The sequence below is a fragment of the Nostoc sp. genome (assembly GCF_036919595.1).
Lineage (GTDB): Bacteria > Cyanobacteriota > Cyanobacteriia > Cyanobacteriales > Nostocaceae > Nostoc.
The window spans coordinates 15,370-39,627 of the sequence record NZ_JBALCO010000129.1 but is presented as its reverse complement, the minus strand read 5'-3'; the positions used below and the strand labels follow the sequence as shown (position 1 = coordinate 39,627).

Below are 24,258 nucleotides of genomic sequence, written 5' to 3'. Positions count from 1 at the left end.
GTTTGCGTTATCTTTTAAATCCTAATTTTCTTCAAAAAACGCTTTATTCTTTAATTGTTTTCTGTTATTATCAATTTCAATAATCTTTTTTATAATGGGATGTAAATAGTTTTTAGATTTTTAATTATATTGCATTATAATTAAGCTCATAAATTTATTATTTCATACTTAATGCTTCTTTTTTCAAAACTCGAAAAATTTTACAAAAAAAGACAACTATTCTCTGGTTGATCATCAAATATCTAATAACCCATATCGCTTTTGTAAATCAAGTAACTTCATTCTTGCTTCACCAGCGTTATCAGCCAAATCAGCAAACTCTACAAACCGACGTAATTCCTTTTTCAACAGATTGCGCTCAACTTCTATAGTTTCTCTATCTAAATCTGGTGGTAAAACAATCATGTCAAATATTGTCGCGCGTTCTTTAGCCGGATGAGGACGTAAAACTCGTCCCCGTCGCTGGATAAACTGGCGGGGATTACCAGAACTTGATAAAATCACCGCAGTTTTAATTGCCGGAATATCAACACCTTCATCTAAACAACGAATTGCGACTAAACCCTGCAACTCGCCACTTTCAAATTGACGGCGTAATATTTCCCTCTCTTGTAAAGTTGTTTGAGCGGTATAAGTGCTTACCTTATACCCTAAATCCACTCCCAAAATTTTAGCCACAGCTTTAACTTGGCGTAGGGATGAACGTTGTCCTGCATCATGTGAACCATCGCTACAATAAAAAAGAGTATGAGTAGTTTCGCGGCGAGTTGCCATTAATTCATGCAAGGCGGTTAATTTATTTTCTGCTGCACCAATTAATCTTGCTCTTTGCATTAACAACGGCTTTAAATCTTCATTGTCTTCAAATCCCGATTCGCCATTTTCTCGATCCCGATACAGTAGCGATCGCCCAATTCTTTTAGTTAACTTTAAATAGGCAATGCTTTCTGCTTCAGTTAACTCTACCAACACCGGATAATACAGATAATGTACCAAAGCACCTTGAGCGATCGCATCCCTCAAAGTAAACTCTGGCTGGAGAACTGGGCCAAAATAATCAAATATAGATTGCGTACCAAAATCATCAAAATACCTCTCCGGTGTGGCAGATAAAGCCAGTCTCAACCCAACGCGACGCGGTAAACTTTCTTCTAACTTGGGTGCGCCTAAATTATGCGCCTCATCCCCAATAATTAAAGTTTTGGCAGGAAAATATTTGAGTTGAGACTGAAAACCATCTCCAATTAAAGTGGAGTTCGTAGTAATCACAGTCACAAACCGTTGAGAACCAGAACGCAGATTATAAATTTGCGTAGAAAGTTGACTTTGCCAAGTGCGTAAATTCTCAAAGGCTAAAATAGGTTGCAAATTAAATTTTTCACATTCTCGCGCCCATTGGGTGACAAGATGGCGGTAAGGACACACCACCAACAACACTTGTAAATTAATCTGCTGATATAATTCACAAGCGATCGCTAGTGCAGTAATCGTTTTACCACTACCAGTAGCCATTTTCAGCGTCCCTCTGCCATTGTTGGTAAACCAGCTAGCGATCGCTTCTTGCTGATATTGCCGCAATTGCAGAGATGGAGGCATTTTTGGGCATCCTGGTAATGGTTGCGTGTTATAACTGCCCTTACTTTCCCTTGCAAATGGTAATTTTAATCGAAATACGCCACGGGGAGTATCCCCGTGGTCACTTTCGCGGAAAGTAGGCAGTTGCTGCACTGAATTTGGCGTCAGGTACATATGTTAAGCACAAACGTGGTGATGAACCCAAGTAATAAGTTAGGAGTTAGGAGTTGGGAGTTAGTAATTTAAAACTCATAACTGATCACTTTCTTATTACTCAGTTGTAACCGCGCCAAACACCAATGAGAGAACCTTGCACCTGCACTTGTATAGCGCTGACTTCAATGGGATTGTACTTAGGATTTGCTGGTTTGAGGGTAACGTGATCGCCTTGGCGATAAAAACGTTTTAAAGTGGTACCGAATCCATCAACTCTGGCGGCGACGATGGTGCCATTTTTCAAATGATTTGGTTCTGCTACTGGACGCAGGAATACCACATCGCCATCAGCAATTAAATCTTCAATCATGCTATCGCCAGTTACCCGCAAAGCGTAGGTTTGGGGAGGTAATGATAAATTAGAAAAGTCTAGATGATCTATAGCATCAGTAAATGGTTCTATTAAACCACCAGCAGCGATCGTCCCCAAAATTGGTACACCTTGCTTTACAGGACGCAAAATCCGAATGGTTCGCGCTTGGCCTTCAGTCCATTCTATATATCCCTTAGTACGTAAATGTTCCAAGCGACTTTGAATTGGTGCTGGTGACTTCAAGTTCATCCCTTGCATCATTTGCCGAATTGAAGGCGAATGCTGGTGCGATCGGATGTATTCTGCCAACCATTCGTAAAGTTCTTGTTGAGCTTCCGTTAGACGTTCCATAAATTTGCGGGAAGTAATTATAAATGTCTCTAGAACATTAGTACTACAAAAAACTCCCTATAACAAGAGAAAAGTAAAAATATGAAAGGCAAAAGAAACAATATTCTCTTTTCTTTTACCCATTTATTTTGGATTTTTTACCAAGATAGTAGTCAGGAGCCAATCGCACATTAGCTATTCTGACTCCTGTACAGACGCGATTAATCGCGTCTTTTTTCATTCTGCCCCTAAGATACTGGCAAGTAAAGCCTTTTGGGCGTGGAGGCGATTTTCTGCCTGTTCCCAAACTCGTGATTGGGAACCTTCAATAACAGATCCGGTAATTTCTTCACCACGATGGGCTGGTAAGCAGTGTAAAACAATTGCCTCTGGATCAGCAAGGCTCAATAGCTGCTCGGAAATTTGGTAAGGCTGGAAAATAGGCAGACGATCGCCTGCTTCTGCTTCTTGCCCCATACTCGCCCAAACATCAGTATAAAGTACAGCAGCTCCCTTAGCGGCTAATTCTGGATCATGAGTGAGGAGGACTTCAGTTTTGTGATTAGCGATCGCTCTTGCTTGTTCTACAATCCTTGAATCTGGCTCATATCCGCTAGGGGTAGCAATTTTAACATTTATCCCCACCAAAGCACAGCCCAACATCAGAGAATTAGCCACATTATTTCCATCACCCACGTAGGTTAAAGTTAACCCGGCTAGGGTGCCAAAGCCTTCTTGAATCGTCAATAAATCCGCTAATACCTGACAAGGATGTTCTGCATCGGTAAGCGCATTAATAACCGGAATCTTCGCATAGTGAGCAAAAGTTTCCAATTCCTGCTGTGCAAAAGTGCGAATTGCCAAAATATCCAAATATCGATCTAACACCCGCGCCGTATCCTGCAAAGGTTCCCCACGACTAACTTGAGTGACATTGGGGTTAAGATCGATTACCTGTCCACCCAGTTGGTACATCGCTACAGTAAAACTTACCCGCGTGCGAGTTGAGGCTTTGGAGAACAACAACCCCAAAACTTTATTACACTGCAACTTCAGCTGTTGTGATTTAAGTTGAGTTGCCAATTGCAGGAGTTCTTGAAGTTCTGTAGAACTGATGTCCGCTAGACTTAATAAATCTCGTCCGATCAACGCTGCCATGCTTCCGATGTGTAAAGAACAATTATATATTTCTGTTGCTTTACCAGCCGGATCAAAAAAATACAGTTTTAAACCTGTACCAGATATTTTTGCGTCCAGCCTATAATTTGAGTTAGCTTTTGTTAAGAATATTAATTTATCAACTTTATTAGTGATTCTGATCACTGATTTTTTTCTGTTTGATCACAATTGCTACGCAGCTTAAACCATCTACGGGACACAAAAGCAGTGATATTCCCAAAATATCTGGTCTTTTAGTCTAATTTAGGAAGAAGGAGATATTTTTTAGGAATTATAGCTAGACAAATAAGTTGATTATGGTATAATTAGAAATTGTGGTTGCTATTTTAGAGCGATCGTTAAACCCGCCAGCATAGCACAGTGGTAGTGCATCCGACTTGTAATCGGAAGGTCGCGAGTTCAAATCCCGCTGCTGGCCTTGACGTAAAATCAGTAATTTCAAGCGCCAGACCGAGTTCTGGTTTTTTATTATTTTGAGAATAAAACGATTTAGAGTAATAATATTATGCTAAATTACCCTAAATCATGCTAAATCGTAGAATCTTTTTAGCTCAAATTTAGCCAAGATGTCAGTCGATGAAATGGACAGTTGAAGCTATTAATGATCGCCTGAAAGCAGGTAAAGTGGGTGTGAAAGTGGAGATTAGGGGCGATCGCTTATCTCTTCGAGCTACATTTCCCCCCAAGCCGCGCAGTAACAAGGTTATTTGGCATCAACAATATTTATCTTTAGGCATTTACGCTAACCCTGCCGGACTTCAAAGAGCCGAAGCAGAAGCAAAAATCGCTGGGGGACTCCTGGCGCGTGGAGAATTTGACTGGAGCCGATATCTGGCAGAGTCCGAACAGACTTCGCTTAGGAGCGAATATTGGATTGCCAAATTTGAAGAAGACTATTATGCCAGGCGTGGGAAAAATCCCACAACTGAAAACACATGGAAATCTGATTACCTGAGCGCATGGAAACTGCTTTCTGGCGAACTAAATTTAGAAAACTTGATTGCCGCCGCTTGCAGCGTAAAAGCCAATACCAGAAAGCGAAAATTAGTCTGTGAAAAATTTACAACACTAGCCAAGTTTGCTGGACTGGTAGTTGACTTATCACCTTACACTGGCACCTACGGAGCGAGTGAGTCATTACCCCGCTACATCCCCAGTACTTCAGAAATTGAAGAGACGCGATCGCTTTTTGATGATCGTCCTGATTGGCAGTGGGCTTATGGTGTTTTGAGTTGCTATGGTCTTCGTCCACATGAAATATTTTTCTGCGAAATCTCATCAAAGCCGCCACACATATTAAAAGTATTGAGAGGCAAGACAGGAAGCAGGGAGGTATATCCCTACCATCACAGATGGGCAATTGAATGGGAGCTATACAAAACTTACCAGTTGCCTTGCATGGGCAAAACTTTTAAAGATTACGGTAACAGAGTAAGTAAAACCTTCAGCAGGCGGAAGGTAAGCTTTACACCATATTGCCTGCGCCATGCCTTTTGTATCCGCCTCAGCACAGAATATAAAATACCCGTCGCAGTTGCAGCAGACTGGACGGGGCACGATAGCGCGGTATTCCTGAGAATTTATAATCGTTGGATATCTGAATCTGAGAAGCGACGCGTGTTTGACGAAAGCTTGGCATACTCCCCCTTGATTAGTCGCTCCAATTATTAGCCACCCTTAGTTAACTCCACTTTAAACTCAGCAAAAATTGTCCTCATTTCACATAAAGACAGCTTGCATTCATTGCGTGCTCTCGCCCATAGTCTTTTGGCTTGAGCTTCTGTGATTGTTTGGGCGAGACCATGACTACTATCAGAACCGCCGTAGTTCGGTGGGACATACCCACCATCATCTTTAACTTGCACCACAGGACATCCTTCTCTTCTACTGTTAGCCTTACCACACCACTGTTGAGCATGGAGAGGCAAGGCATTTACGCAAAATAAGACGGTTTCAGTAAGCAGCATTGCGGACACTAATATTGATGTTGTTATATACTTATACTTCATGGTGTTTATTCCTTTTATTGGTTTGGACAAGTGCGTAGGCGTAAGCCTGTCGATGCGATCGCCAATCTTTGCCGGGCAGGCGATCGCTTAAAACTAGTTTTCGATACCCCAGGAAAAATTTTTCCTGGGGTTAATTATTCAGGCTACAATTAATTCCAACTCCGGCTTACAAATCCGCTCCCAATCCTCGACCACGAGCTCGTCAAAGGGTTTATCTAGTAAGTCGTCGAGCGTTACTACATCCTCTAGTCGTTGATTCAAAAAGGTTTCCACAGCTATTTGATGCTTGCACTTGGAGCCTCGATAATGGCAATCAGCACACTCGCAGCGTTGATTAACTTCAGGGTGATTGGGGCGAACGACGTAGTGATTTCCGTTCTCGGAGTTAGCAACTACAAATTCATTACCGTTTTGTTCAAGCACCTGGATGGCTTCGGCGCGTTCAGTGCGCTCTAACAACCTCTTCTCCTGAAGTCTGGCAACAGCTACTAATGACCCCTTAATCGCCGATTCATAATCAGCGAATACAGTCTCGACAAGATTGCAAATGTAACCGTCATTTGCAAGAGTGATGCGAACCAAAACACCATTTACGATGCCTGCGGCGGTAAACAACGCCTCCCATGTTTCAGGAGCCACTTTCTCGAATGCGATGACTTCATCCTCAAGGGTGAAGGCTTGGAGTGATTGACGCGAAAGTGTCCACGGGGATACTCCCCGGTGGCGCATTTCGCGCAAATCAATAACAGCTTCTTGGGGCGTGGCGAACGTATCAAGGCTCATGGTGTGACACCAGTTGCAATCCCAGCCCATCGCAAGATCACCCATCACCACATTCTTTTCATCAAGCACATCCCACACAACTGCGTATTCACAATTTACTTGGGAGCAACGAAGGAGGAGACCACCGATAAAATGAGTATCGCCTACTATGGGCAAGTTGGTGGGTTGTTCGTTGTTTTGTTGTTCAAGGGGTTCCCCAAAAATTTTCGCTTGTGCAACTACCTGGGGCTGGGCTGCAAGGATATCAGTGATGCAATTTTCCTTGGAGCGACGGCGAGGGATGGTGAGGCGATCGCACAACTCATGTAACTGACCTCTTGAAAAATTTTCCAGGTTCTCGCGCGTGTGAATTGGCTGTGTCATAATTTTTATACCTGATGTTGTTATTAAGGTTCCAAGAGCGCCATTTTTCTTTGCTGGAGGGTGGCGCTTCTTGGTGTCTGTATTTAGTATAGGCAAAAGATTTCCCAGGTCAAGTTTTTGTGTAGGCTGCTGCGTAGGCTCTTGGTAGGACTAGCTTGTAAGCTAGGCAAAAACTAGGCATCCGAGTAAGATTAGGTATAGGCAAATTAAAAGCCAAAAGTGAACAACGAGGTAAACGTAGAATGCCAAGAAATCTTGGGGAAGGGGAAACTCAAATGAACTTCCGCATCCCGGAAGAAAAGAAAGATGCTTTCATCAAAAAAGCTAAGGCAAGTGGTACTTCTGCCAGTCGCCTTCTATTGGAATTCATTGATAATTATTTAGGGTTATCGCCAAAAAATGACGAAGAAATTGAGGACATCAAGAAAAAAGTCGCTGAACTTGAGGAATGGAGGGAGCGTACTGAAACAATACTGGGGGAATTAGCAGCCTGAGAAGCGCATCGGAGCAACTCAGGCAATCACGCGAACGCATCCGCCAGTTTTTAAAACCACCAGAAAAAACCCCTGAACATTAGCATTCAGGGGTTTTGAAGTTTTAGTACTTTTTGCCTTTTAAGAAAGGCTTGCGCTTATAGGCTAGCTAGCTACTAGCCTATAAAAATTATAGGTTTATTATTGACTATAGGAAATCATTAGTATAGGCTAAAGTTGTGATTGGAAATTTTTCATATACCAATCAACACTGTGATCGCACCTGAGCCATCAGAAATGTGATCGCCCCAACGCAAATCGCACTTGTGTCAGCATTTGCAATTTGCCCCAAGCCAGAGGATTAAAAACAGTGTGCTGCTGCCCTGATATCAGTAGCCAATTGCGGCATAACTGCCCTGCGGGATAACTTCAGGCACTGTTTCCTTTGCTTTGGGTTCTGAACCTTGAAAACTGAATATGTCACCCTAGCATTGCAGATTTGTGGCAATGCTAGGGTGAATCACAATTCGTCTAGTTCTTTCCTGAGAGATTCCAGATCCACATCTGCGTATTTTTCATTTTTTATGGGCTTAGGTACTGCCGTTGGATTCAAAAGCTCTGCTTTCAATACCTCTATGTCGTCGTCGATATCTTTCTCATCCATCTGAGAAAGTTTGTATTCGAGGCGTTCCCAGACATCCCACTTATCTTTAGGCTTCTTAAGTTCCTCAATTAGTGTTTTTGCACTGGGTGGTGTCAATGATTTTACAGGGCTGCACAAAACTCTAGCGATCTGATTTCGGAAATCATAGATAATATCAAACACCTTAAACTTCTGCCAAAAGCTAGACTGGCGTTTCTCATCAATTGGTAAAACGAGAGTTTCACCAATTCGGGGAAGCCACTTACAGTTTGATAATTCAGCCACTATTTTGGTAGATCCATCGGCACTCCAAACAATGCGGAGCTTGAAATCTTGAGGGTTCGGTGTCAAAAAGGGTGCATTATCTTTCATCATCTTCCCTGCCCAAAAAGTAAGGAGAGAAGCCCGATCACAAAGTAGCACAGGATAGCCGAACCGATAACACCAAACGCGACCTTGAGAGATAGCTCTTTACTGAACTTAGCGAATTCATTTCTGAACTCTTTCATCTCTTGCCGCAAGGACACAAGCTCATCAACTGCTGGGTTTGGTTTCTTTTGTGGATCAGTCATGGTTTTGGAATAGGACTGTATCTAGAAAGCCCAAAACCAACCCACGTCTAACCACAAGAGTGAAAAAATTTTCATCCAATTAACTTTTCAAAAACGGATGCAAAATTCATCCGTATTCGGAAAGTTACCTTTCCACAAAAGCGATCGCCTTTCTCGTACAAAGTGCGATCGCCCTCAGCAACCAGAGGCAAAATAGCGCTTTTGTAAGACTGTTTGCTGGCCACAAAAAGCGATAACCAAGGCTTTCAAACGTTATCGCACCAACCGCGAATCACATTTGTCGTCAGCATTTATGATTCGCACCCACTTAGAGGATCGAAAACGGTGCGCTGCTGCCTCATTATCAGTAGCCAACTTGCGGCACAACTGCCCTGTGAGATGACTTCAGGTATCGTTTCCAAAGCCCTTGGTGAACCAAATCATCGGAGCTTAATTTAGCTCCGATGATTTGACAAAATACTCATTCAAAATTTCGGTAACGCTGCCACAAATCATGTGCGATCGCTGTCTTCTTATCCGCAGCGACTTTTAAGTTCGTTGTTATAGCGCTCCACGTCGGATTTGTTCATAGCTTTACTGCCTTCCCTCTTGAGTATTTCTTGCCCTGCTTGTTCGTAGCAGTTGTTGCTGGAATTATCGGAAGATCCTCTAAGGATTAAACCAATTGCAAAAGGAGCTAAACAAATTATGGAGGCAACCAAAAGCCCCCAAGCAATCATGGTCTTTTCATTCTGAACAGGCTTTTGATCTGTCATAAAAATTTTTGTGGCTGGAATAGAACTATACCTAGCAATCCCAAAACCAACCCACACCTAAACACAACAGTGAAAAATTTTTTAAGGATGAATTCCACAAAATCAAGCAACAAAGATCACCCTTCTTTAAGTTTCTGACAAATAATACAACTATTACAATAAGTGAAATATTATCACTTATTCCGAAGATGCACAGTTTCCGACTGATATTTGCACAAATGCGGATAAAAGCCCTTTCAGAATTTACCTCTGGCTTAATATCCGATTTAGAACAAGAAGGTTTTACGTTCCGCGATTTACTTCTTGCCCTTGCCGATTGGTCAGAAAATCAATCTAACAACTGGCAAAACGCTGCTTATTACCTAGAGCAAGCGGCTAGTCCTCCTCAAGCTCAATCCCAGCATGAATCCCCATCTGATCAACCAAAAGCTGAATAAGCCTAAATTGCTCAGTTTTATTCAACAGACGAGCGATCGCCATTACATCCTCGGCTTTTTTAGGATCTGGCAGTGCTTCTAGCTCCTCTCCTGTGATTTCGGCTATCAGCTGGAGTAGATTTCTCCCAGTTGCATCCGCGATCGTTTTCAAATTGTCCAAATCAGGATCGCTGCTGCCTAATTCCCAATTTCTCAAAGTTCCAGGATTTACCCCCAAATCCCTGGCAAATTTTCCCTGGCTCCTATCCGCCCTAGTTTCACGAATTATAGCCGCCAGTTTTTTCCTATCCATGAAGAAGTGCAAATTTCTACTGTAAAGATTTTGCACTTTACTGCCACATAATACTACGTAGTTTATACTTAATATTAAGCTGATAAAGTTCAGTTACTAAACTAATGAGCAAAATAATTCCAACAAGTCTACGGCTACCCGATGAAATCAAACAAAAACTACAGCAAGAATCAGAAAGAACGAAAATCCCTTTGACCGGACTTATTCTTTTTGCCATACAAAGCTGGCTTGAATACGAGGACATAACTTACTCACTTAGGCTGCCTGGTGGGCAATGCATTGAGATAACAGCAATCCAGGATACCAAAAAAAACAGCTTAACGACTTAGGGCATCTACAACTAATAGGTTATGGAGCAATTAGGGGCTTACAAAATTACGGAAGGGGAAAATGCGGTCAACACAACCAGGGAGACGATGCCACACATGGGGTTTTCCCCGCCACAGGATGCGCGAAGCGCCCTACAGGAACAATTTTCCAAGACAAGACTTATCCCCGAAAGCCAAATTGAGGCTCTCGTAGAAAAGCTCGTTAAACAAAAGCTAGCAGAAATGTTAGGAGTGACTACCACTGACCGAGTTCAAAGGCAGTGGTATGACACGGATACTGCCTACTCCCTGCTGGGACTTAACTCGGATGAGCAGTTGCGGGTAATGGTGCGAGATGGAACCTTGCGCGTTGGGATTGAAGTGCGTGATGTGCGAAGTCCCTCTTCCCAAATTCCTAGATATCAGTTTCACATTGAAAAGTGTGAAGCGAGATTGGTTTTGCCGCCCGAAAAACGGCAGGTAACAAAAGCAAAAAAAACGGCGTAACTCTATAAAAGTCACGCCAAATTATTTTCTTTCTCAAGTACTTGAAAAAACTTAATTAGGCTTAATTATGACACAAAGACTTAATAATTTCAAGTCCTGGAATCCTCATGAAATAAAGGTTCCGACTTTTCTAGGTATTGACAAAACAGAAGTCGCAAAAGTTATATCAAGCTTTCAAGCTGACGGTATTATTCCCGACATTATTATCAGTGAATCGGGAGAATTAATTGAAGGCATTCATGCCTTAGAAGCGGCTAAAAGTCTAGACCAGGAAATGGTAATGGTGACAGTGCAGCCGCCTATCATTGAAGTTCCTCCGCCGTTATTTACTACTATCAGTGCTGAGTTGCTATATGTTCATCCCTTGAATGCGTCGATTTATGGGGAAAACGAAGACCTCCAGTTTCTGAAAGAAGCGATCGCCTCCACTGGTTGGATAAAGCCCTTAATTGTCACTCTCGACAAGTTCCTCAACGGAAACGAGAGATATAGGATAGTTTCGGGAAACAGCTGCTTCAAAGTCGGTTGTGAGCTAGGAAGAAAAGAATTTTTTGTTGAGCTAAAAATTTTCAACAGTGAGCAAGAGGAATTGAAAACCTTGCTTGCAGGCAACGTGGGTAGAGAGAAAACTATAGAGCAGAAAGTTCGTGAAGGGCTTCTATGGGAAAAAATCGAACGCGAGGAGTCCACATTACGAAGCAAAGCAGGGAAAAAAGTAGACCCCGTGAAAAATTTTTCACAGGGTAAAACCCGCGATAATATTGCAAAGCGTGTTGGACTGGGCAGTGGAGTCAATTACGAACACGCGGTCGCTGCTGTTCGTGAAATGGATAATTCAATTGATGCTCCTGTTGGTAGTGTCCAGCATCATCGGCATCAGCAATTCAAGCAATTATTGTCTAGGACTAGAGGTGTTGATGCGGCATACAAGTTGGTTAAGCCAGCAGTTTCCCCTTCATTGGATATACAGCAGCGCTCTCTTAAAAAATCGCTCCACTTGGGCGAAGCCCAAGACCGCGTTTTTCGCTGGATACCCAAGCTACTTGAACGGGTAAAAATCATTGGTGGCCCCCACAAAGGGAAACTGGCCACTGTAAGAGTCGTCCTGAGTCTTGAGGTGATGGCGCACATTGATGGTGCGCCTGAGAATAAGCGCGACAATATTGCATTCCGGCATCTTGAGCCTAATACAGAGGAAAAAACTTTTACATCTGTTGCCCAAGAAACAGCTGCCAAGCAAAAAGAGATGGGGTTTGGGCGGGGGCGATCGCAATTACTCCCGGATTTGGCTCGAAACGTTGGTTCGCCAGTAGAACAGCAACCAGCTTTAATTACCAACCTCAACGTTATTGGTGATGTGCTGGTGACTGAGGTGGCGATCGCACTTCTTAAACTCACTCCTAAGCAGCTGCATGAGGTGATGTGTAAAGTCGAGCCTGAACTAACAAGCGCTCACTTGGAAGCTATCTGGAAAGCCTTGGAAAAATCTTTATCACACAAGGCGGCGTAAATGAAGACTACCTCTGTAGTTATTAAATTATCAACAGATGATTACATAAAAATCATCGCCGGAAAGCCAATCCAAATTCCCGCAGCAAACTTGCTACTAGGCAAAGAATACAAGCTAGTAAATATAGTCACAAAAACTCATCTGTTCCGTTACCCATATTCAATTATTGGAGATTGGAGTTATTGGAAATAATGCAGCAACTAACTTTATTTGATATCCCCAGCACACTGCCGATTGAGTACTATCCTGGCTTCTTACACGGCAGTGAGGTTGACGCTCTAATGGTTCACTGCAAGGCTTTGCAGTGGCAGCAGAATGAGATACGAATGTTAGGCAAACCGCTTCCAGTCCCCCGACTGGAGTGCATGTATGGCAAAGAAGGCGCGAGTTATGTCTACTCAGGCAGTGTCAATCTTGAGGCGCGTCCTTGGACACCAGAGTTACTGTATACATGCGATCGCATCACAATCAAAACTGGTTTTGAATTCGATATCGTCATCGGCAACCGCTACCGCACAGGTCTTGACTCCATCGGCTGGCATAGCGATGATGAGGCGTCAATGGGGTATCGTCCAGCAATCGCCTCTATTAGCCTGGGGGCTTGTCGAAAGTTCTCAATTAAACCCAAAACTAAAGGCTCAAAACCCACTCATTTTTGGCTTGAGCATGGCTCTTTATTGCTCATGCTTCCTGGATGTCAGGAAGGCTACGTGCATCAGTTACCCAAAGACAATAACTGCTTGTTTGAAAGGGTAAACCTGACTTTTAGACCTTATGGAAGGTTCAAATGAGCAGCAGACCTGATTCACCCTGTTACTATGTTCAAGCTTTCTATGGTCTGGTAAGAGCGCATGGAAAGTTACACAGGTTGATTAAGTTTGTTGGCAGAATCGAGTTATTTCAAAAATCAGAATTTGATAACGAAGTAATTAAGGAAACCTTTGACGACATTGAGGGTGAACTCGATTCTGTGCGCCAAAGCATTGACAATTGAAGGGGTCAGTCTTCCCAAAAAAAAGAGGCTCCCTTGCCAAAAAAAACACGTACAAGGAAACCGACGAATCTAATATGATTATACCATTTTCTAATCAAGAGATATCCGAAGAAATAGCGATTTATCTATGGGAATCATCAGAAAAATTCCCTGTAGAATTTGAACTAGCCTGTTCCTGGCTTGGCTATTCAACCAAAGCCAATGCTAAGAGAAAACTAGTTAAATATTTCCGCAAAGACTTAGACTACAAGGTTTTCATCATCTTGGATGAAAACTCCAAAGGAGGCAGGCCAGAAGAAAATATCTGGCTGACCGTAAATTGCCTCAAAGAAATGGGCATGATGGCGGGAACAGAAATTGGGTGGCAAGTTCGACAGTATTTTCTTCAATGTGAAGAGAAAGCTAAGGAATCAGCTAAAACAATTGGGCAATTGCAATGTCAGATTCAGCAGTTACAAGAGAATTTTGATCGCCTCTCCTACCAAGTCCAAAAAATTCTTCCGCCAACTAGTGATTTCATGCCGTCAGGATGGGATGCCAGCACATGGGCATTGTTGCCACCACAAGACAAATATCACTTCCGCTATCTCTATCAAAATTTCGGCTTCCAACCAGATGAACTTCGCGCCACACCTATCAACTTAGATGCAGATGCAAGAATCCAGCAAAGACATGAAATGGAGCGAATTATTGGTAAGGTAACACCCACCGAAATGTGGAGATTAGAAGACGCGAAACAAGAACTACTACAGCGATTCTGGGCAGAGAGAGCGAGTGATGAATAATTTTGCTTCTTTCACGCTAGGCCAAATCAGTACGCCAGTGAATATCCTCAAAGAATTTCTCGAAATTTTTAATCGTCGCCACAAATGCAAAGCCGCAATCCTTTCTTGGTTGGATGGCAAGCACTTCTATGGGCAAGAGTGGGTTAGAACAACCAATGAAAATCTGGGTGAAACACTAGGATACTGTCGGGAAACAATCAGCAAGCATCTCAGGGAATTGGTGACTGATAAGCTGATAGATGAATTGCCAGCACAATATTTTCCAAAGGATACAGCAAATATCTACAGACTAAATCCAAATTGGCTGCCACCAATAGAATTTGAGAAATCCGAATGGGCTGAATTATCAAAGGTGCTTGGCTTCTGGAAATATCCAGATATATTGTCAAAAGCGTTGTTTTTCGAGGAAGCGACGCTCCAGGATGAGCTAACGCTACACTATCGCCACGGGGATGCGGACGCCAAGCAGACAACTCTTGGAGAAGCTGCGCCAACACGTCGATGCGAAAAAATTGACATAGATAGGCCAAAAAATGAGCCGATCAATGCGAATAATCCGCCAACATTAGAAACTAACTTAAACTTTTTTAAAAATAACAACACTGATGTTGCTGAAAAAAAGGAAGCGATGGAAGAACCGGAACCAGATTGGGAGTCCATCGTTGCTGCAACCAATACTTGGGAGCAAAACCAGATTTCTCACTTCGTTGAAAAGTCAGAACAAGTTGACTCATCTGACGAGATAGATCCTCATGATGATTCATCTTCCGCGCTGGAAATTAAGGCTGTTTCAAATTTAATTTCATTGCCCACAAAAAATGAAATCAGGGAGACTTGCACTGAGCTAAAAAGGCTGCGGATTAATCCAGATCCATGTTTGGGGGTGATTAAAAAATATTGGGGCAATGTGGCAGGGGCGATCGTGCGGGTGAAGGAAGCGATCCAAGAGGGTTGGTGCGACAACCCAACAGGATTATTCATCAATAGTTGTCAAAGTGGAGCTAAAGCTAAAAATGCTGTGACATCTGACATAAAGACCTGGTTTGACTGGGCATATAAGCAAGGAATAGTGCGTGGAATGGAGGGAGGGCAGTGGGCGTTTCTGCCAGATGGAAGCCGATTGCTACTCTTAGAAATGATGCGGCGTTACCCAATGGAGGGTACATGATTAAAGCTTTTCATCCTCCCATTGAGGCAGACTTTGATTATTGCAGTCACGGCGGCTATTTCCCTTGCCGTGTGTTGGCAAGAATGAAGCTTGCGACAAATATCACCAATTGCTCAACAATACTGTTTTTAGTTGAGAGTATCGACGGAGCGTATCAAGACTGGATTCACTATTCGATGCTGCGAATTATCCCTAAAGAATTAGCAGATAGAGCTTACGACCGGAGTGAGGAGGCGATCATCGGATGAAAGCTATTAGCCTGTGGCAACCTTGGGCTAGCTTAATTGCGATGGGCTTGAAGCAGTATGAAACCCGTTATTGGTCGCAGTCGATTTCAGGTAGGTGATCGCGTTCGCGACACTTTCCCTAGTGTTAAGCCAAGAACTGGCATGATCGCAGACACTCTAGAAATTTGGGTGATCGTTTATTGGGATGGGGTCAAACACTCTCCCAATGGTCAGCAGTGGAGTTATGAGTATTTGGAAAAAATCAAAGATGATTTACAAGTCGTATGTGTAAACTTACAGCAGGAATATTGTTTGCCGGTGGCGGAGGTGACACAGAAGGTGCGATCGCCGCAGGATACAAACCCCAATGGGCGATCGAAAATAATCCCTACGCCGCAGCTGTCTACAGAAAGCGATTCCCAAGTGTCCAACTCATTGAGCAAGACATTACCACTCTCACCAACGAATTTATCAGAAGTCTCTACAGTGTCGATATCATCATTGGCGGAAGTCCTTGCCCCGATTTCAGTCTTGCTGGAAAACGCACCGGGATTGAAGGAACTCGCGGACAGTTGTTTTTTGAGTTCGTCAGATTCCTTGAAATCCTCCAGCCTCCAGCTTTTCTTTGGGAGCAAGTTTCAGCAGTCCTCTCTAGTGGAGAAGGGCTTGATTACATCAAAATCATTGACGCGTTGCTCCAGGTGGGGTATTTGGGGACTTGGCAAGTGCGAAATGGGAATCGACACGTCCCCCAAAACCGAGAGCGATTATTCTGTGTGGGTATTCACAGGCGATATCAGAGCGACAGTGCCTAAGCCACAAAAGAAGTCTTTAGCTGAGATTTTGGGTGCAATTTCTATCAATTCAGCTACCAAAGAATCAATAGAGCCAGCAGTCTTGGATATCCACCACGCATCTGGAGGTAGACTGTATAAACAGGAATCGCCCTGTTTACTTAGTCCTGGAGTTGGCGGTCGCAAATTTTCTGTTATTTATCGCGCTGCTGGGAGCGATCGCATTTACACAGAAGAATCCCCGACGTTGCGAAGCCTCTCAAATACTGGCGGCAATCATCAATCTGGAAGTGGGGCCTTAAAAATTCGTGAAGTCTGCCGGGCAGAAGATTCTGGCAGGCAAGATCCACGTGAGTATCAAGGTGAAACCTACCTTGAGCGCCCTATCAATGCTACAGAGGCAGAGCAATTGATGGGGTGGGAGGTTGGTTCAACGGCGATCGGAATTAATGGTGAAGGTGATGAAATTACTATTAGTCAAACTCAGCGAATTAAGATGTTAGGGAACGGAATTATCCCAGCAGAAATTACTGATATTTTGACTGCGATTAAGCCTTTATTGGAGCGCAAATTAGAGAGTGAGATTCCTGCTGGTTTGATGTTTGCCTATCGCCAATTACGGCAACAGGGGATGAGTCATCAAGCTTCTATAAAGTCTCTTCATCAATCAGCCCCACCTCATTAAAAGTAAAGGGCATATTGGCATTAAGGGCGATCGCTTTTAGTTCTGCGATCTGGTTTTCGCTAGGTACAACAGGAAGCCCTTTTACTATCTCTGCCCAAACTGCTTGAAGTAGTGGATAATCTTCTTTAGCTAATCCAGTGTAGCCAAGCGGAGCAATGATTGTTCGTAAATTGTCTACTGCGTACTGGTTAGAGCTATTCATTAAGATTCCTCCTAATGCCATACTCATTAGAGCCTCCCGATTAAATTGTCCCCAGTTGGGCTTATTTATTTGCTCTGTAACTAACGAACGATGAAGATTAACGAAACTTTTGACCTCTTCGGATTCATTAGATAAATCATCCGTGAGGGATATAGATTTTCCCATCTTGATACCATTGATGATTTCTCTAATCAGCAAGCTGCCATCTGGACGAAAGGCGATCGCATCTAAAGTCATAGTATTTCCTCGCTTAAAAATGCTAATAAAGCTGTTTCATTAGAGTAGTCAATATTACCTCCAAATCTCATGTTATTTGGAGTTACTGGCTCAGGGCAAAGGTATTCTGAAAGTGCGATCGCTATTTCTTGACTTGCATCATTTCTCAAGAATAAATTAATAAAAAAACCTTCTATTTCTATATTCTGCTCAACCCTGTCTACTGTCTGTCGCTTGTAAATCTTACCTATTACAATCAAACAATGGTTGGATGAATCCGTAATATAATTATTTTCTTCATCAATAAAAGATAGTTTTTTTAAAACTACTTTGGCAGTTTCATGGTCAAGGAATTTTAAATAATAATCAGTGTTCATGTCAACGTTAAATTTTGGATTTGTGGTAACTTTATACCCCAGTAAACTAGTCTTTTAATAGGAGCATTTAAACACAATCCATTCTGGTTTCCTATATATAAAATATTTACAGTAGGTAATGATGTAGGGTTGTTACTCGCAGAAAGTTGATTATTATACGAGGCACAAATTAATCCAGACTCTAAAGAATAAGCTGATTTACTTCTTGTGTTAGAAATCAAAGCTCCCATAGAAATATCAAAGTTACCAACATTTCTATATGACATTGCCAAAGTTCCAGCAGGAAGTATCTGCGCGGCGAAACTGTACCCTCCTCCAAGCGTAGTATTATAAAACGAGTAGAAATAGCCACTGTTAGGCGTGATAACCGCTAAGGGCGTATAAGCATCACAATAAATAGTACTTTGAGCAGGGTTGTACCAACTAGAAAAATTACTACTGTTTATATAACAATTATCAGCAGCACGAGTAACTGTTGCACCAGTTGTTGGAATATAAGAACTAGGATTTGCCCCTACTTCTACTTGTGCGCCCCACATGTAGAGTGATTGCCCAACAACATTACCAAAGCTTCCAGTGGTGCTGGCCAGTCTAAAGTCAAACCTATTTTGATAGGCTACAGAACTTCCTACCGTGGCTGTAGCTGAAATTCTGTACCACCCGTTTGGATAAGGTGTAATCGTGGCTGAAACAATCGCTGTATCTGAAAAAGATACTGTTCCGGTTTGCAAATCAAACCAACAACTTGCGTTTCCACTAGCAGGGAGCAATCTTAATATAAAATATCGACATGTATTTTGCTTTACAAATACGCTCGATGTGTAAGTAGTATTTGTAGTTGCATTTATGGAAAATTCAGTAAATCCACATTCGGAAGTGGCTGATGTTGTAATCAACTGCGCGGTATTCGTCCCGTCGGGTGCATTTGTTGCATTAGCAGCAATTGTAACGCTACCGATACCCCAGGCTGCGGATGAAAAATCACTACTAGCTTGAACTAGGTTAGTTCTTTGCTCCTCTATCAATAATCCCAGGCTTTCTAGAGTTATTGGGTTATGAGTAAATCTAGCAGCATCGGTTGCTGCTGTCTGTATCAACCCATCACTACCAACAAAAGTTCCACTAGAAGCTCTAGAAAAAGTAATTAAGTTTGTTTTAGAAATATTGTCAACTAAAGATTTATTCTTTGCAAAATTCAAATCTAAGGCTGGTCTAACACCCCTATAGATTAAATCGCTTCTAACGTTTGGTTTCATCAACAGAGGAATCATAGTACAAATCCCTCTAAAATTACATCAAACCTTTCTCCGCTACCGGGAATATAAGCGTTAGCAGCTTGGAGAGTGAAGAAAATTGAAGTTGACGCGAGCTGCATCAACCATTGTCCGGGGTCACTGACACATCTACTATTAGCAGCAAAATTATAGGTGTTATAGCAGGGAATTATTTGTCCTCCTAATTGGGCTGTAGCATCGGCAATCGACAATTGTGAATTATCGTTAGTTACTGTAAAAGTAGAGCCGAAAATTACTACATTTATGAAAGGTAAAACTGTTTGCGCGATATCGCTAATCACCCTCGCGTTAGTAAAGCAAATAAATGTGCCAGCAGTCCCTCCAAAAGAACTTAAATCTGCGGTTAATATTGTCGGAGCAGAAGTCGAATTTGTGATCGCATCGTTCACAGTATACTGTGTTGTATCAGCCGGACGGGTAAAGTTTGCTACTGCACGAAAAGCACGAATCCCACTTCTACCTATAAAGCTTGAACTTGGCCCCAAGACAAATGCTGCATCAGTTGCAGGAGCAATGCTCAAACTATTTGCTGCTGCTTTTGCTCCAAGAGTTGAAGGGAGGCGATCGCGCACTGCCCCCAAGACCAAATCAGTTGCTGCACCAGTTGGTAAAGTAATCGTCCCAAAAATGTTGTTGAGGTTCCAAGTGCCTAGCTGTCTTGCACCAATGTTTTCGTTTGCTCTTTCAATATTATAATTTGTTGGAGCAGAGCTTAAAATCGTACCAAGAGAAAGATTAAGCCAAATAGCAGCAACAGATGGCGTGCTGCTATTTATATCTAGGATGGCAACTCTAGAAAGTAAATCCCCAACAGAATAACCAGTGCCATTTGCCAGCACATCATAAAAATCTGTCAGAGTGTCTTTGTCAGTAGTTGCCAATGGGCGCAATCCCGACCCTGGTATTGCTGCGCTACCAGATGGATCTGTAAAAATAACGGCAATTGTTCCTAAACCCTCGTTTACAATATCACGACGAACATAAAAAGAGCCACTATTGTCTGTCCAGATCGTCGAAGCAATGTCAATTTGTGCTTTGATTGCGTCTCTTACTTGTTGTAGAGTTATGTCGGTAGCCGCACCGTTTGCCAAAGGAGCGTCCACAGGTAATCGACCACTTACCAACGCATTCGGTAGGCGATCGCGTATTTGTGTTTCTAGATCAATTTGAGATTGTTGTTTGGCGGCAGAGGCATCGCTACTACTGCCACCACCGCCAAAAGAATTAATGACATTGCCACTCGCATCAACAATATTAGTTTTCTGGTATGGCGTTTCTTGGTATGTCATTGCGTTTGGCTTGTTTTGGGGTTGGTTCTGCTACGGCTACAACTGGAGAGAGCGTCTCAACTAATGGAGGTTCTGGGCAAATAAGAGGAATTACGACTGGTGTCGCAGACCAGCCATTCCTAATCCATCCCGGTGCATCAACAGCGGCGATTTCACGCGATCGCTTGCCATCTGGGCTGTAAAGAGTAACAGGAGCGCTCATGATGTCAAAAATGCTCCGTAATTTAAGTTGCCAGGGCTACCGATTTTTGTAGCCTTAGCACGGGTGTAAATAATGTTGGGATAAGGAGTATTGGGTAAATTCTTCTCTACCCATTCACCGCTCAAAGGAACCTGGAAACGCCCAGCAACTCCTGTAGGGATAACGGTTCCGACAGGGACGAAAGTCACATTATCGGCACTTGCTTCAATCGTGATTACCCACTGTGCGCTACTAGCAACATATCCAGTGTGGGCAACCACATCTACAACAGCTTTGTAATAGCCAACTTCCGCCGGATTGACGTTTGTATTTGCAGCTTCAGCAGTTGTTGTGGCGATCACAACAGCAGTTGTCAAATCGCGCAAAATCAAATATGCATCAAGTAAAATCGCACGGCGATTGGCGATGGTTGAACGAGCCATATATTTTCAAGGAATGAATAATTTTTGGACAGACGCGTTGGCGTAGCCTCTCGTCCCTTGCGCGTCTCCGACAGGAGAAGAGAGGAACATCGCGTCTCTACGAAATCGGTGGAGCATTGGTGATCCCATATAGCCGAGCAGCTGCCCGACCGTGATAACAGGCGATCGCTGTATACCAATCGACCCGTGTCCTAAATACCGGCTTGGTTTCCAGTTCCCCTAAATCACGAGAACTGACACCATACACGCCATCTACAGCACCTTGAATGCCATTGAGCATCATTTCTTTAAAACAGACACAATAAATGCTTTGGCATTGAGTGCTGGATGTGCCATCGGGACTTGTTTCAGTAAAGTCCATGATGGTGTTGCCGTTGTTGTCGTAGTCGGCGATGAGAATTGGCAAACCGTTATACATCATTACTCGGCTGCCAAACTGGTCTTGAGTAAATTCAATGTCACCCGAAACAGTGCGGTTTCTAACCGCTTGGTTGAGTTTGCGTCGTGCTGATTTACCCATGATTAGGTGCGTGGGCGTATCTACCACGTCAATCAGCTGATCAAGCCTTTCTAAAGAAAGTGGCCCGCCTGCGTCGTTGTTAGAGACTAGTTGTGTGCCCGTTAGCCGCACTTGCAATCCGTCGAAGCCACGCGGATCAATGCTGGAGTCGCCTTTAATAAAGTTATAAGTCCAGGAAAGGGCTAAGGCTTTGACCTTCATCATTTCATGTACAGAGCGGACTTGCTCACCTTGCATATCGATGATGGCGCGGTCTACGTCTAAGTCTCCGCCAAAAATTTTCAGCGCTTCCGATTGAGGATTTAGTACCCCAACTGACTCTTTATAGCCTTCGTTGATGCCACGAAATCCTACGCCAGGAAGTTTATCTTCGCGGTTGTAATGTTTACCGGTTCCTGCCACATCCTCGAAAGGAATGACGCGGAGGATGTCAGAAGACGCTGCATATTCTTCAATAATTGTTGCAGTTTGAATGGAGGGCGCAACTTTCGCTGCCTCCAAAAGAGTTATTGCCATAATCGTGATGTTTCGACTTCGCTCAACACAAGTGCCAAAAATTTGTTGCCGTTCGCCATCGGCATCACGCCTACGACTAATGAAATAAGTAATAACTGTCTTGGAAAATCGCTTCACTTGGGATGCATCCCAAGACCGCGTTTTCCGCTGAGTCACTCAGTCAGTTCTTATCACTTAATTCCCAATGCTCTTGACCTTGATAGTCGATCCGAACGAGAAGGTATTTGCATAATTTGCTCTCGCACCATTCCCGTGTTTTGGCTGCCTTGCCCTCGTGTCATTCCAGATCCGGCTCCATTGCTAACTGGATCAAACAGCGAAGCCGTGGGCCCGCCAGAACGCAATTTGAACATCAAATCATCAACAGTAAAAGGTACGCCTTTGGCATCTCTGAGGATTGTTTTGTCCTTGGGATCGATGATGGTGATTTTCCCGGATTCTTCATCCAGCACGATATAATTAGCGGCGCGATCGCGAATCAAATCAAAATAAGTCAGCCCATCATCATCCTTGCCAGACTTGCCGCCAGTTGCATAGAAAGATTTTTCGAGAGCGTTGACAATTTGAGCTTGTCTATTGCTCTCTTGCAGTTGTTGAATTTGCTGCTGTAGAGATGTTTTTTCGCCAGTCCAGCGCTCTTTTAATTCAGCAAAGCCACGCTGTTCTTCGAGCTTGCGTTCCTCATAAGAAGCGGCTATATTTTCTAATTCTCTGTATTTAACCGGGTCGATACCCTTGATTTTTTCTAAATTTTCTGAGAGTTCAGCAACCTTGGTTTCTAAATCTTTAGCCTTTTTAGCGACATCATCTCGCTCTTTACGAGTGGCTTGGGCTGTATTAAGAATTTTAGTGATTTCTTCATCACTGTACTGCTTGGTCTCAGGCTGTGTAGAATTTGGTTCTGATTCTGGCGGCATAACGCATCACGCGGTATATTGTCGCTATCAGTTTTCCCGGTATTAACCAAAGCACACCCACATAGCCAATCGCAAGATATGAGTGAAAAGGTATAAAGCTAAATCAATAGGTAGCAGTAGTAATGCTAAATTTTGCCGCATTTGCCAATAGTTGATTAGTTGCTCCCACTCAGGTTCAATCGCTTGCAGTGCAGACAACAAGTTATCAGAATGCTCATTTTCATCTCGAACAATTTTATTTATTGTTTTGCGGACATCGCTTGAGCAAAACTTGGCTAATTGTTTGTAAAAGCTAATTTGCAAATTCTCCAAAACGTGCATAAAGGCAAGTTTGTTAGACAAATCATAATCAGATGCCGTTCTCCCTTTAAAAAATAATCTAGAACTCAAAAACCGAGTACTTATTCCATCAACAGGCTCACCCCAATCTCCTTCGCTCCAGGTTAAGCGATTCCAATTTAGGGATTCTGGTTTGTCTATCAAATGCTGTGGTGGCAAATGCAATTTTAAGTTGGCAAGAGTTGCGAAAGCTTGAGCATGTCTATATTCACTCACAGCTTGCTCCTCTAATAAATCCTTTAATTCCGGATATAAAACTGACTGGCGACGGCAAAATAAATAAACCCCAACTTCCAGCCGCTTGAGAATATCAAGCATCAGATTATGTGGTAGTTTGATAAAAATACGAGCAAGTATTTTACAAGCTAATCTGTTAATCATCAAAAATACCCTAATAACGTAATTACGTTGCCATTAATTACAAAACAAACCCCGTCTAAATAATTGCTATTAGATGGATTTTTAGCAAATATCGTAATCCACTGATAAGTTGAATCAATAGTAATAGTGAGGTTGCCCCCATCCTCTGATAGTTGAGCAACAGGTATCGATTCTCTACCGACAAGTAAAGTATTGGGTTCTTGCGACCATCTGTAGATTGCGATCGCTTGACTGCCTGACTGAATATTGATATTAAATCCAGGCTGAATTATTAATTTTAGATTGGCTTGCGGCGCGTAAAATTGAAACGCTTTACCGCTTCCACCTGCTGAAGAGGTGCATTGGGAGGTACAAATTATTTGCCCTCCAAAACTAGCAGAGCCACCACCTGCACCACTGCTTTTAAGCCACCTACCAGTACTGGGATTGTCAGATGGCGTTACTACCAAATCATCATCTGGTGTGGCAGTACTGGCGTTTATGAAGGTATACCAAGAAGGAATTCCAGAAGCATCAGATTTTACTAATCGAGAATAACCGTCTATCCTCTGAGTTGAAGTTAAGGTTTTGAGGGTTGGGATATCGGCGATCGCATATCCAGTCTGAATCGTCATAGGATCGGGTACTGGGGATTGGGTATTGGGGATTAGTTGTTATCTTTGTC

The 24,258-nt window shown here is 42.9% G+C and carries 32 protein-coding genes and 1 tRNA gene; 14 read left to right on the top strand and 19 right to left on the bottom strand.

The window, feature by feature from the left end; translation table 11 throughout:
* Positions 1-234 precede the first annotated feature (234 nt).
* The 3 genes from V7K21_RS19360 to argF form a co-directional block, all read right to left on the bottom strand.
* Positions 235-1,749, bottom strand: coding sequence for a DNA phosphorothioation system restriction enzyme (locus V7K21_RS19360; RefSeq protein WP_335176883.1), 1,515 nt, complete (start codon positions 1,747-1,749; stop codon positions 235-237).
* A 100-nt stretch (positions 1,750-1,849) separates the two neighbouring features.
* Positions 1,850-2,455 (bottom strand): transcriptional repressor LexA, encoded by a 606-nt coding sequence (lexA, locus tag V7K21_RS19355; RefSeq protein ID WP_335176882.1) that lies wholly within the window; start codon positions 2,453-2,455, stop codon positions 1,850-1,852.
* Positions 2,456-2,671: 216 nt separating this feature from the next.
* The gene (gene argF / locus V7K21_RS19350) at positions 2,672-3,592 is read right to left on the bottom strand and encodes an ornithine carbamoyltransferase (RefSeq protein WP_335176893.1); all 921 of its coding nucleotides are present in this window, start codon (positions 3,590-3,592) and stop codon (positions 2,672-2,674) included.
* Between the two features lie 367 nt (positions 3,593-3,959).
* Here argF and V7K21_RS19345 point away from each other — a divergent pair.
* Positions 3,960-4,031, top strand: a tRNA-Thr gene (locus V7K21_RS19345).
* A 158-nt stretch (positions 4,032-4,189) separates the two neighbouring features.
* Positions 4,190-5,284, top strand: coding sequence for an integrase (locus tag V7K21_RS19340; RefSeq protein WP_335176881.1), 1,095 nt, complete (start codon positions 4,190-4,192; stop codon positions 5,282-5,284).
* On the opposite strand, the gene V7K21_RS19335 is transcribed toward V7K21_RS19340, so the two are convergent.
* Complete coding sequence (locus tag V7K21_RS19335) at positions 5,281-5,622, bottom strand: hypothetical protein (protein WP_335176880.1); 342 nt, start codon at positions 5,620-5,622, stop codon at positions 5,281-5,283. The genes V7K21_RS19340 and V7K21_RS19335 overlap by 4 nt on opposite strands.
* A gap of 138 nt (positions 5,623-5,760) precedes the next feature.
* Complete coding sequence (locus V7K21_RS19330; RefSeq protein ID WP_335176879.1) at positions 5,761-6,864, bottom strand: hypothetical protein; 1,104 nt, start codon at positions 6,862-6,864, stop codon at positions 5,761-5,763.
* A 179-nt stretch (positions 6,865-7,043) separates the two neighbouring features.
* On the opposite strand from V7K21_RS19330, the gene V7K21_RS19325 reads away from it, so the two are divergent.
* Positions 7,044-7,262 (top strand): hypothetical protein, encoded by a 219-nt coding sequence (locus tag V7K21_RS19325; protein ID WP_335176878.1) that lies wholly within the window; start codon positions 7,044-7,046, stop codon positions 7,260-7,262.
* Between the two features lie 499 nt (positions 7,263-7,761).
* Here the strand turns inward: V7K21_RS19325 and V7K21_RS19320 are convergent, their stop codons facing one another.
* The 3 genes from V7K21_RS19320 to V7K21_RS19310 all read right to left on the bottom strand — a co-directional run bounded on the left by V7K21_RS19320 (position 7,762) and on the right by V7K21_RS19310 (position 9,211).
* Positions 7,762-8,259 (bottom strand): hypothetical protein, encoded by a 498-nt coding sequence (locus V7K21_RS19320; protein ID WP_335176877.1) that lies wholly within the window; start codon positions 8,257-8,259, stop codon positions 7,762-7,764.
* A complete protein-coding gene (locus tag V7K21_RS19315) occupies positions 8,256-8,456 on the bottom strand; it encodes a hypothetical protein (protein ID WP_335176876.1) in 201 nt (66 codons plus the stop codon). The genes V7K21_RS19320 and V7K21_RS19315 overlap by 4 nt, the downstream gene beginning before the upstream one ends.
* Positions 8,457-8,968: 512 nt before the next feature.
* Positions 8,969-9,211 (bottom strand): hypothetical protein, encoded by a 243-nt coding sequence (locus tag V7K21_RS19310; RefSeq protein WP_335176875.1) that lies wholly within the window; start codon positions 9,209-9,211, stop codon positions 8,969-8,971.
* Positions 9,212-9,399: 188 nt separating this feature from the next.
* Between V7K21_RS19310 and V7K21_RS19305 the strand changes: the two genes are divergently transcribed.
* Entirely contained in the window at positions 9,400-9,648 is a 249-nt protein-coding gene (locus tag V7K21_RS19305) for a hypothetical protein (RefSeq protein ID WP_335176874.1), read from the top strand.
* On the opposite strand, the gene V7K21_RS19300 is transcribed toward V7K21_RS19305, so the two are convergent.
* Positions 9,587-9,940, bottom strand: coding sequence for a helix-turn-helix domain-containing protein (locus V7K21_RS19300; RefSeq protein ID WP_335176873.1), 354 nt, complete (start codon positions 9,938-9,940; stop codon positions 9,587-9,589). The two genes, V7K21_RS19305 and V7K21_RS19300, sit on opposite strands and share 62 nt — an antisense overlap.
* Before the next feature lie 350 nt (positions 9,941-10,290).
* Here V7K21_RS19300 and V7K21_RS19295 point away from each other — a divergent pair, with 350 nt between their 5' ends.
* The 10 genes from V7K21_RS19295 to V7K21_RS19250 all read left to right on the top strand — a co-directional run bounded on the left by V7K21_RS19295 (position 10,291) and on the right by V7K21_RS19250 (position 16,918).
* Entirely contained in the window at positions 10,291-10,755 is a 465-nt protein-coding gene (locus V7K21_RS19295) for a hypothetical protein (protein WP_335176872.1), read from the top strand.
* A gap of 67 nt (positions 10,756-10,822) precedes the next feature.
* Positions 10,823-12,265, top strand: coding sequence for a hypothetical protein (locus V7K21_RS19290; RefSeq protein WP_335176871.1), 1,443 nt, complete (start codon positions 10,823-10,825; stop codon positions 12,263-12,265).
* Positions 12,266-12,457, top strand: coding sequence for a hypothetical protein (locus tag V7K21_RS19285; protein ID WP_335176870.1), 192 nt, complete (start codon positions 12,266-12,268; stop codon positions 12,455-12,457).
* Complete coding sequence (locus V7K21_RS19280; protein ID WP_335176869.1) at positions 12,457-13,056, top strand: alpha-ketoglutarate-dependent dioxygenase AlkB family protein; 600 nt, start codon at positions 12,457-12,459, stop codon at positions 13,054-13,056. Before V7K21_RS19285 ends, V7K21_RS19280 begins: the two co-directional genes overlap by 1 nt.
* Positions 13,053-13,259: a hypothetical protein gene (locus V7K21_RS19275; protein ID WP_335176868.1), complete on the top strand. Its 207-nt coding sequence runs from the start codon at positions 13,053-13,055 to the stop codon at positions 13,257-13,259. The genes V7K21_RS19280 and V7K21_RS19275 overlap by 4 nt, the downstream gene beginning before the upstream one ends.
* A 74-nt stretch (positions 13,260-13,333) precedes the next feature.
* Positions 13,334-14,044, top strand: a complete 711-nt coding sequence (locus V7K21_RS19270) for a hypothetical protein (protein WP_335176867.1) — start codon at positions 13,334-13,336, stop codon at positions 14,042-14,044.
* On the top strand, positions 14,037-15,212 hold the full coding sequence (locus V7K21_RS19265; RefSeq protein ID WP_335176866.1) for a helix-turn-helix domain-containing protein: 1,176 nt from the start codon (positions 14,037-14,039) through the stop codon (positions 15,210-15,212). The genes V7K21_RS19270 and V7K21_RS19265 overlap by 8 nt, the downstream gene beginning before the upstream one ends.
* Positions 15,209-15,460: a hypothetical protein gene (locus tag V7K21_RS19260; protein WP_335176865.1), complete on the top strand. Its 252-nt coding sequence runs from the start codon at positions 15,209-15,211 to the stop codon at positions 15,458-15,460. The genes V7K21_RS19265 and V7K21_RS19260 overlap by 4 nt, the downstream gene beginning before the upstream one ends.
* A gap of 263 nt (positions 15,461-15,723) precedes the next feature.
* Positions 15,724-16,254 (top strand): DNA cytosine methyltransferase, encoded by a 531-nt coding sequence (locus V7K21_RS19255; RefSeq protein ID WP_335176864.1) that lies wholly within the window; start codon positions 15,724-15,726, stop codon positions 16,252-16,254.
* The gene (locus V7K21_RS19250; RefSeq protein ID WP_335176863.1) at positions 16,172-16,918 is read left to right on the top strand and encodes a hypothetical protein; all 747 of its coding nucleotides are present in this window, start codon (positions 16,172-16,174) and stop codon (positions 16,916-16,918) included. The genes V7K21_RS19255 and V7K21_RS19250 overlap by 83 nt, the downstream gene beginning before the upstream one ends.
* On the opposite strand, the gene V7K21_RS19245 is transcribed toward V7K21_RS19250, so the two are convergent.
* The 10 genes from V7K21_RS19245 to V7K21_RS19200 form a co-directional block, all read right to left on the bottom strand.
* The gene (locus V7K21_RS19245) at positions 16,881-17,357 is read right to left on the bottom strand and encodes a hypothetical protein (RefSeq protein WP_335176862.1); all 477 of its coding nucleotides are present in this window, start codon (positions 17,355-17,357) and stop codon (positions 16,881-16,883) included. The two genes, V7K21_RS19250 and V7K21_RS19245, sit on opposite strands and share 38 nt — an antisense overlap.
* On the bottom strand, positions 17,354-17,713 hold the full coding sequence (locus V7K21_RS19240; protein ID WP_335176861.1) for a hypothetical protein: 360 nt from the start codon (positions 17,711-17,713) through the stop codon (positions 17,354-17,356). The genes V7K21_RS19245 and V7K21_RS19240 overlap by 4 nt, the downstream gene beginning before the upstream one ends.
* Positions 17,710-18,984, bottom strand: coding sequence for a phage head spike fiber domain-containing protein (locus V7K21_RS19235; RefSeq protein ID WP_335176860.1), 1,275 nt, complete (start codon positions 18,982-18,984; stop codon positions 17,710-17,712). Before V7K21_RS19235 ends, V7K21_RS19240 begins: the two co-directional genes overlap by 4 nt.
* On the bottom strand, positions 18,981-20,297 hold the full coding sequence (locus V7K21_RS19230) for a hypothetical protein (RefSeq protein ID WP_335176859.1): 1,317 nt from the start codon (positions 20,295-20,297) through the stop codon (positions 18,981-18,983). The genes V7K21_RS19235 and V7K21_RS19230 overlap by 4 nt, the downstream gene beginning before the upstream one ends.
* On the bottom strand, positions 20,263-20,499 hold the full coding sequence (locus V7K21_RS19225; RefSeq protein WP_335176858.1) for a hypothetical protein: 237 nt from the start codon (positions 20,497-20,499) through the stop codon (positions 20,263-20,265). The genes V7K21_RS19230 and V7K21_RS19225 overlap by 35 nt, the downstream gene beginning before the upstream one ends.
* Entirely contained in the window at positions 20,496-20,921 is a 426-nt protein-coding gene (locus V7K21_RS19220) for a hypothetical protein (protein WP_335176857.1), read from the bottom strand. The genes V7K21_RS19225 and V7K21_RS19220 overlap by 4 nt, the downstream gene beginning before the upstream one ends.
* Positions 20,922-21,018: 97 nt before the next feature.
* Positions 21,019-22,113 (bottom strand): major capsid protein, encoded by a 1,095-nt coding sequence (locus V7K21_RS19215; protein ID WP_335176856.1) that lies wholly within the window; start codon positions 22,111-22,113, stop codon positions 21,019-21,021.
* 14 nt (positions 22,114-22,127) lie between these two features.
* Positions 22,128-22,874: a hypothetical protein gene (locus V7K21_RS19210; protein ID WP_335176855.1), complete on the bottom strand. Its 747-nt coding sequence runs from the start codon at positions 22,872-22,874 to the stop codon at positions 22,128-22,130.
* A gap of 42 nt (positions 22,875-22,916) precedes the next feature.
* Complete coding sequence (locus V7K21_RS19205; protein ID WP_335176854.1) at positions 22,917-23,594, bottom strand: hypothetical protein; 678 nt, start codon at positions 23,592-23,594, stop codon at positions 22,917-22,919.
* On the bottom strand, positions 23,594-24,208 hold the full coding sequence (locus V7K21_RS19200; protein ID WP_335176853.1) for a hypothetical protein: 615 nt from the start codon (positions 24,206-24,208) through the stop codon (positions 23,594-23,596). Before V7K21_RS19200 ends, V7K21_RS19205 begins: the two co-directional genes overlap by 1 nt.
* Positions 24,209-24,258: the final 50 nt, after the last annotated feature.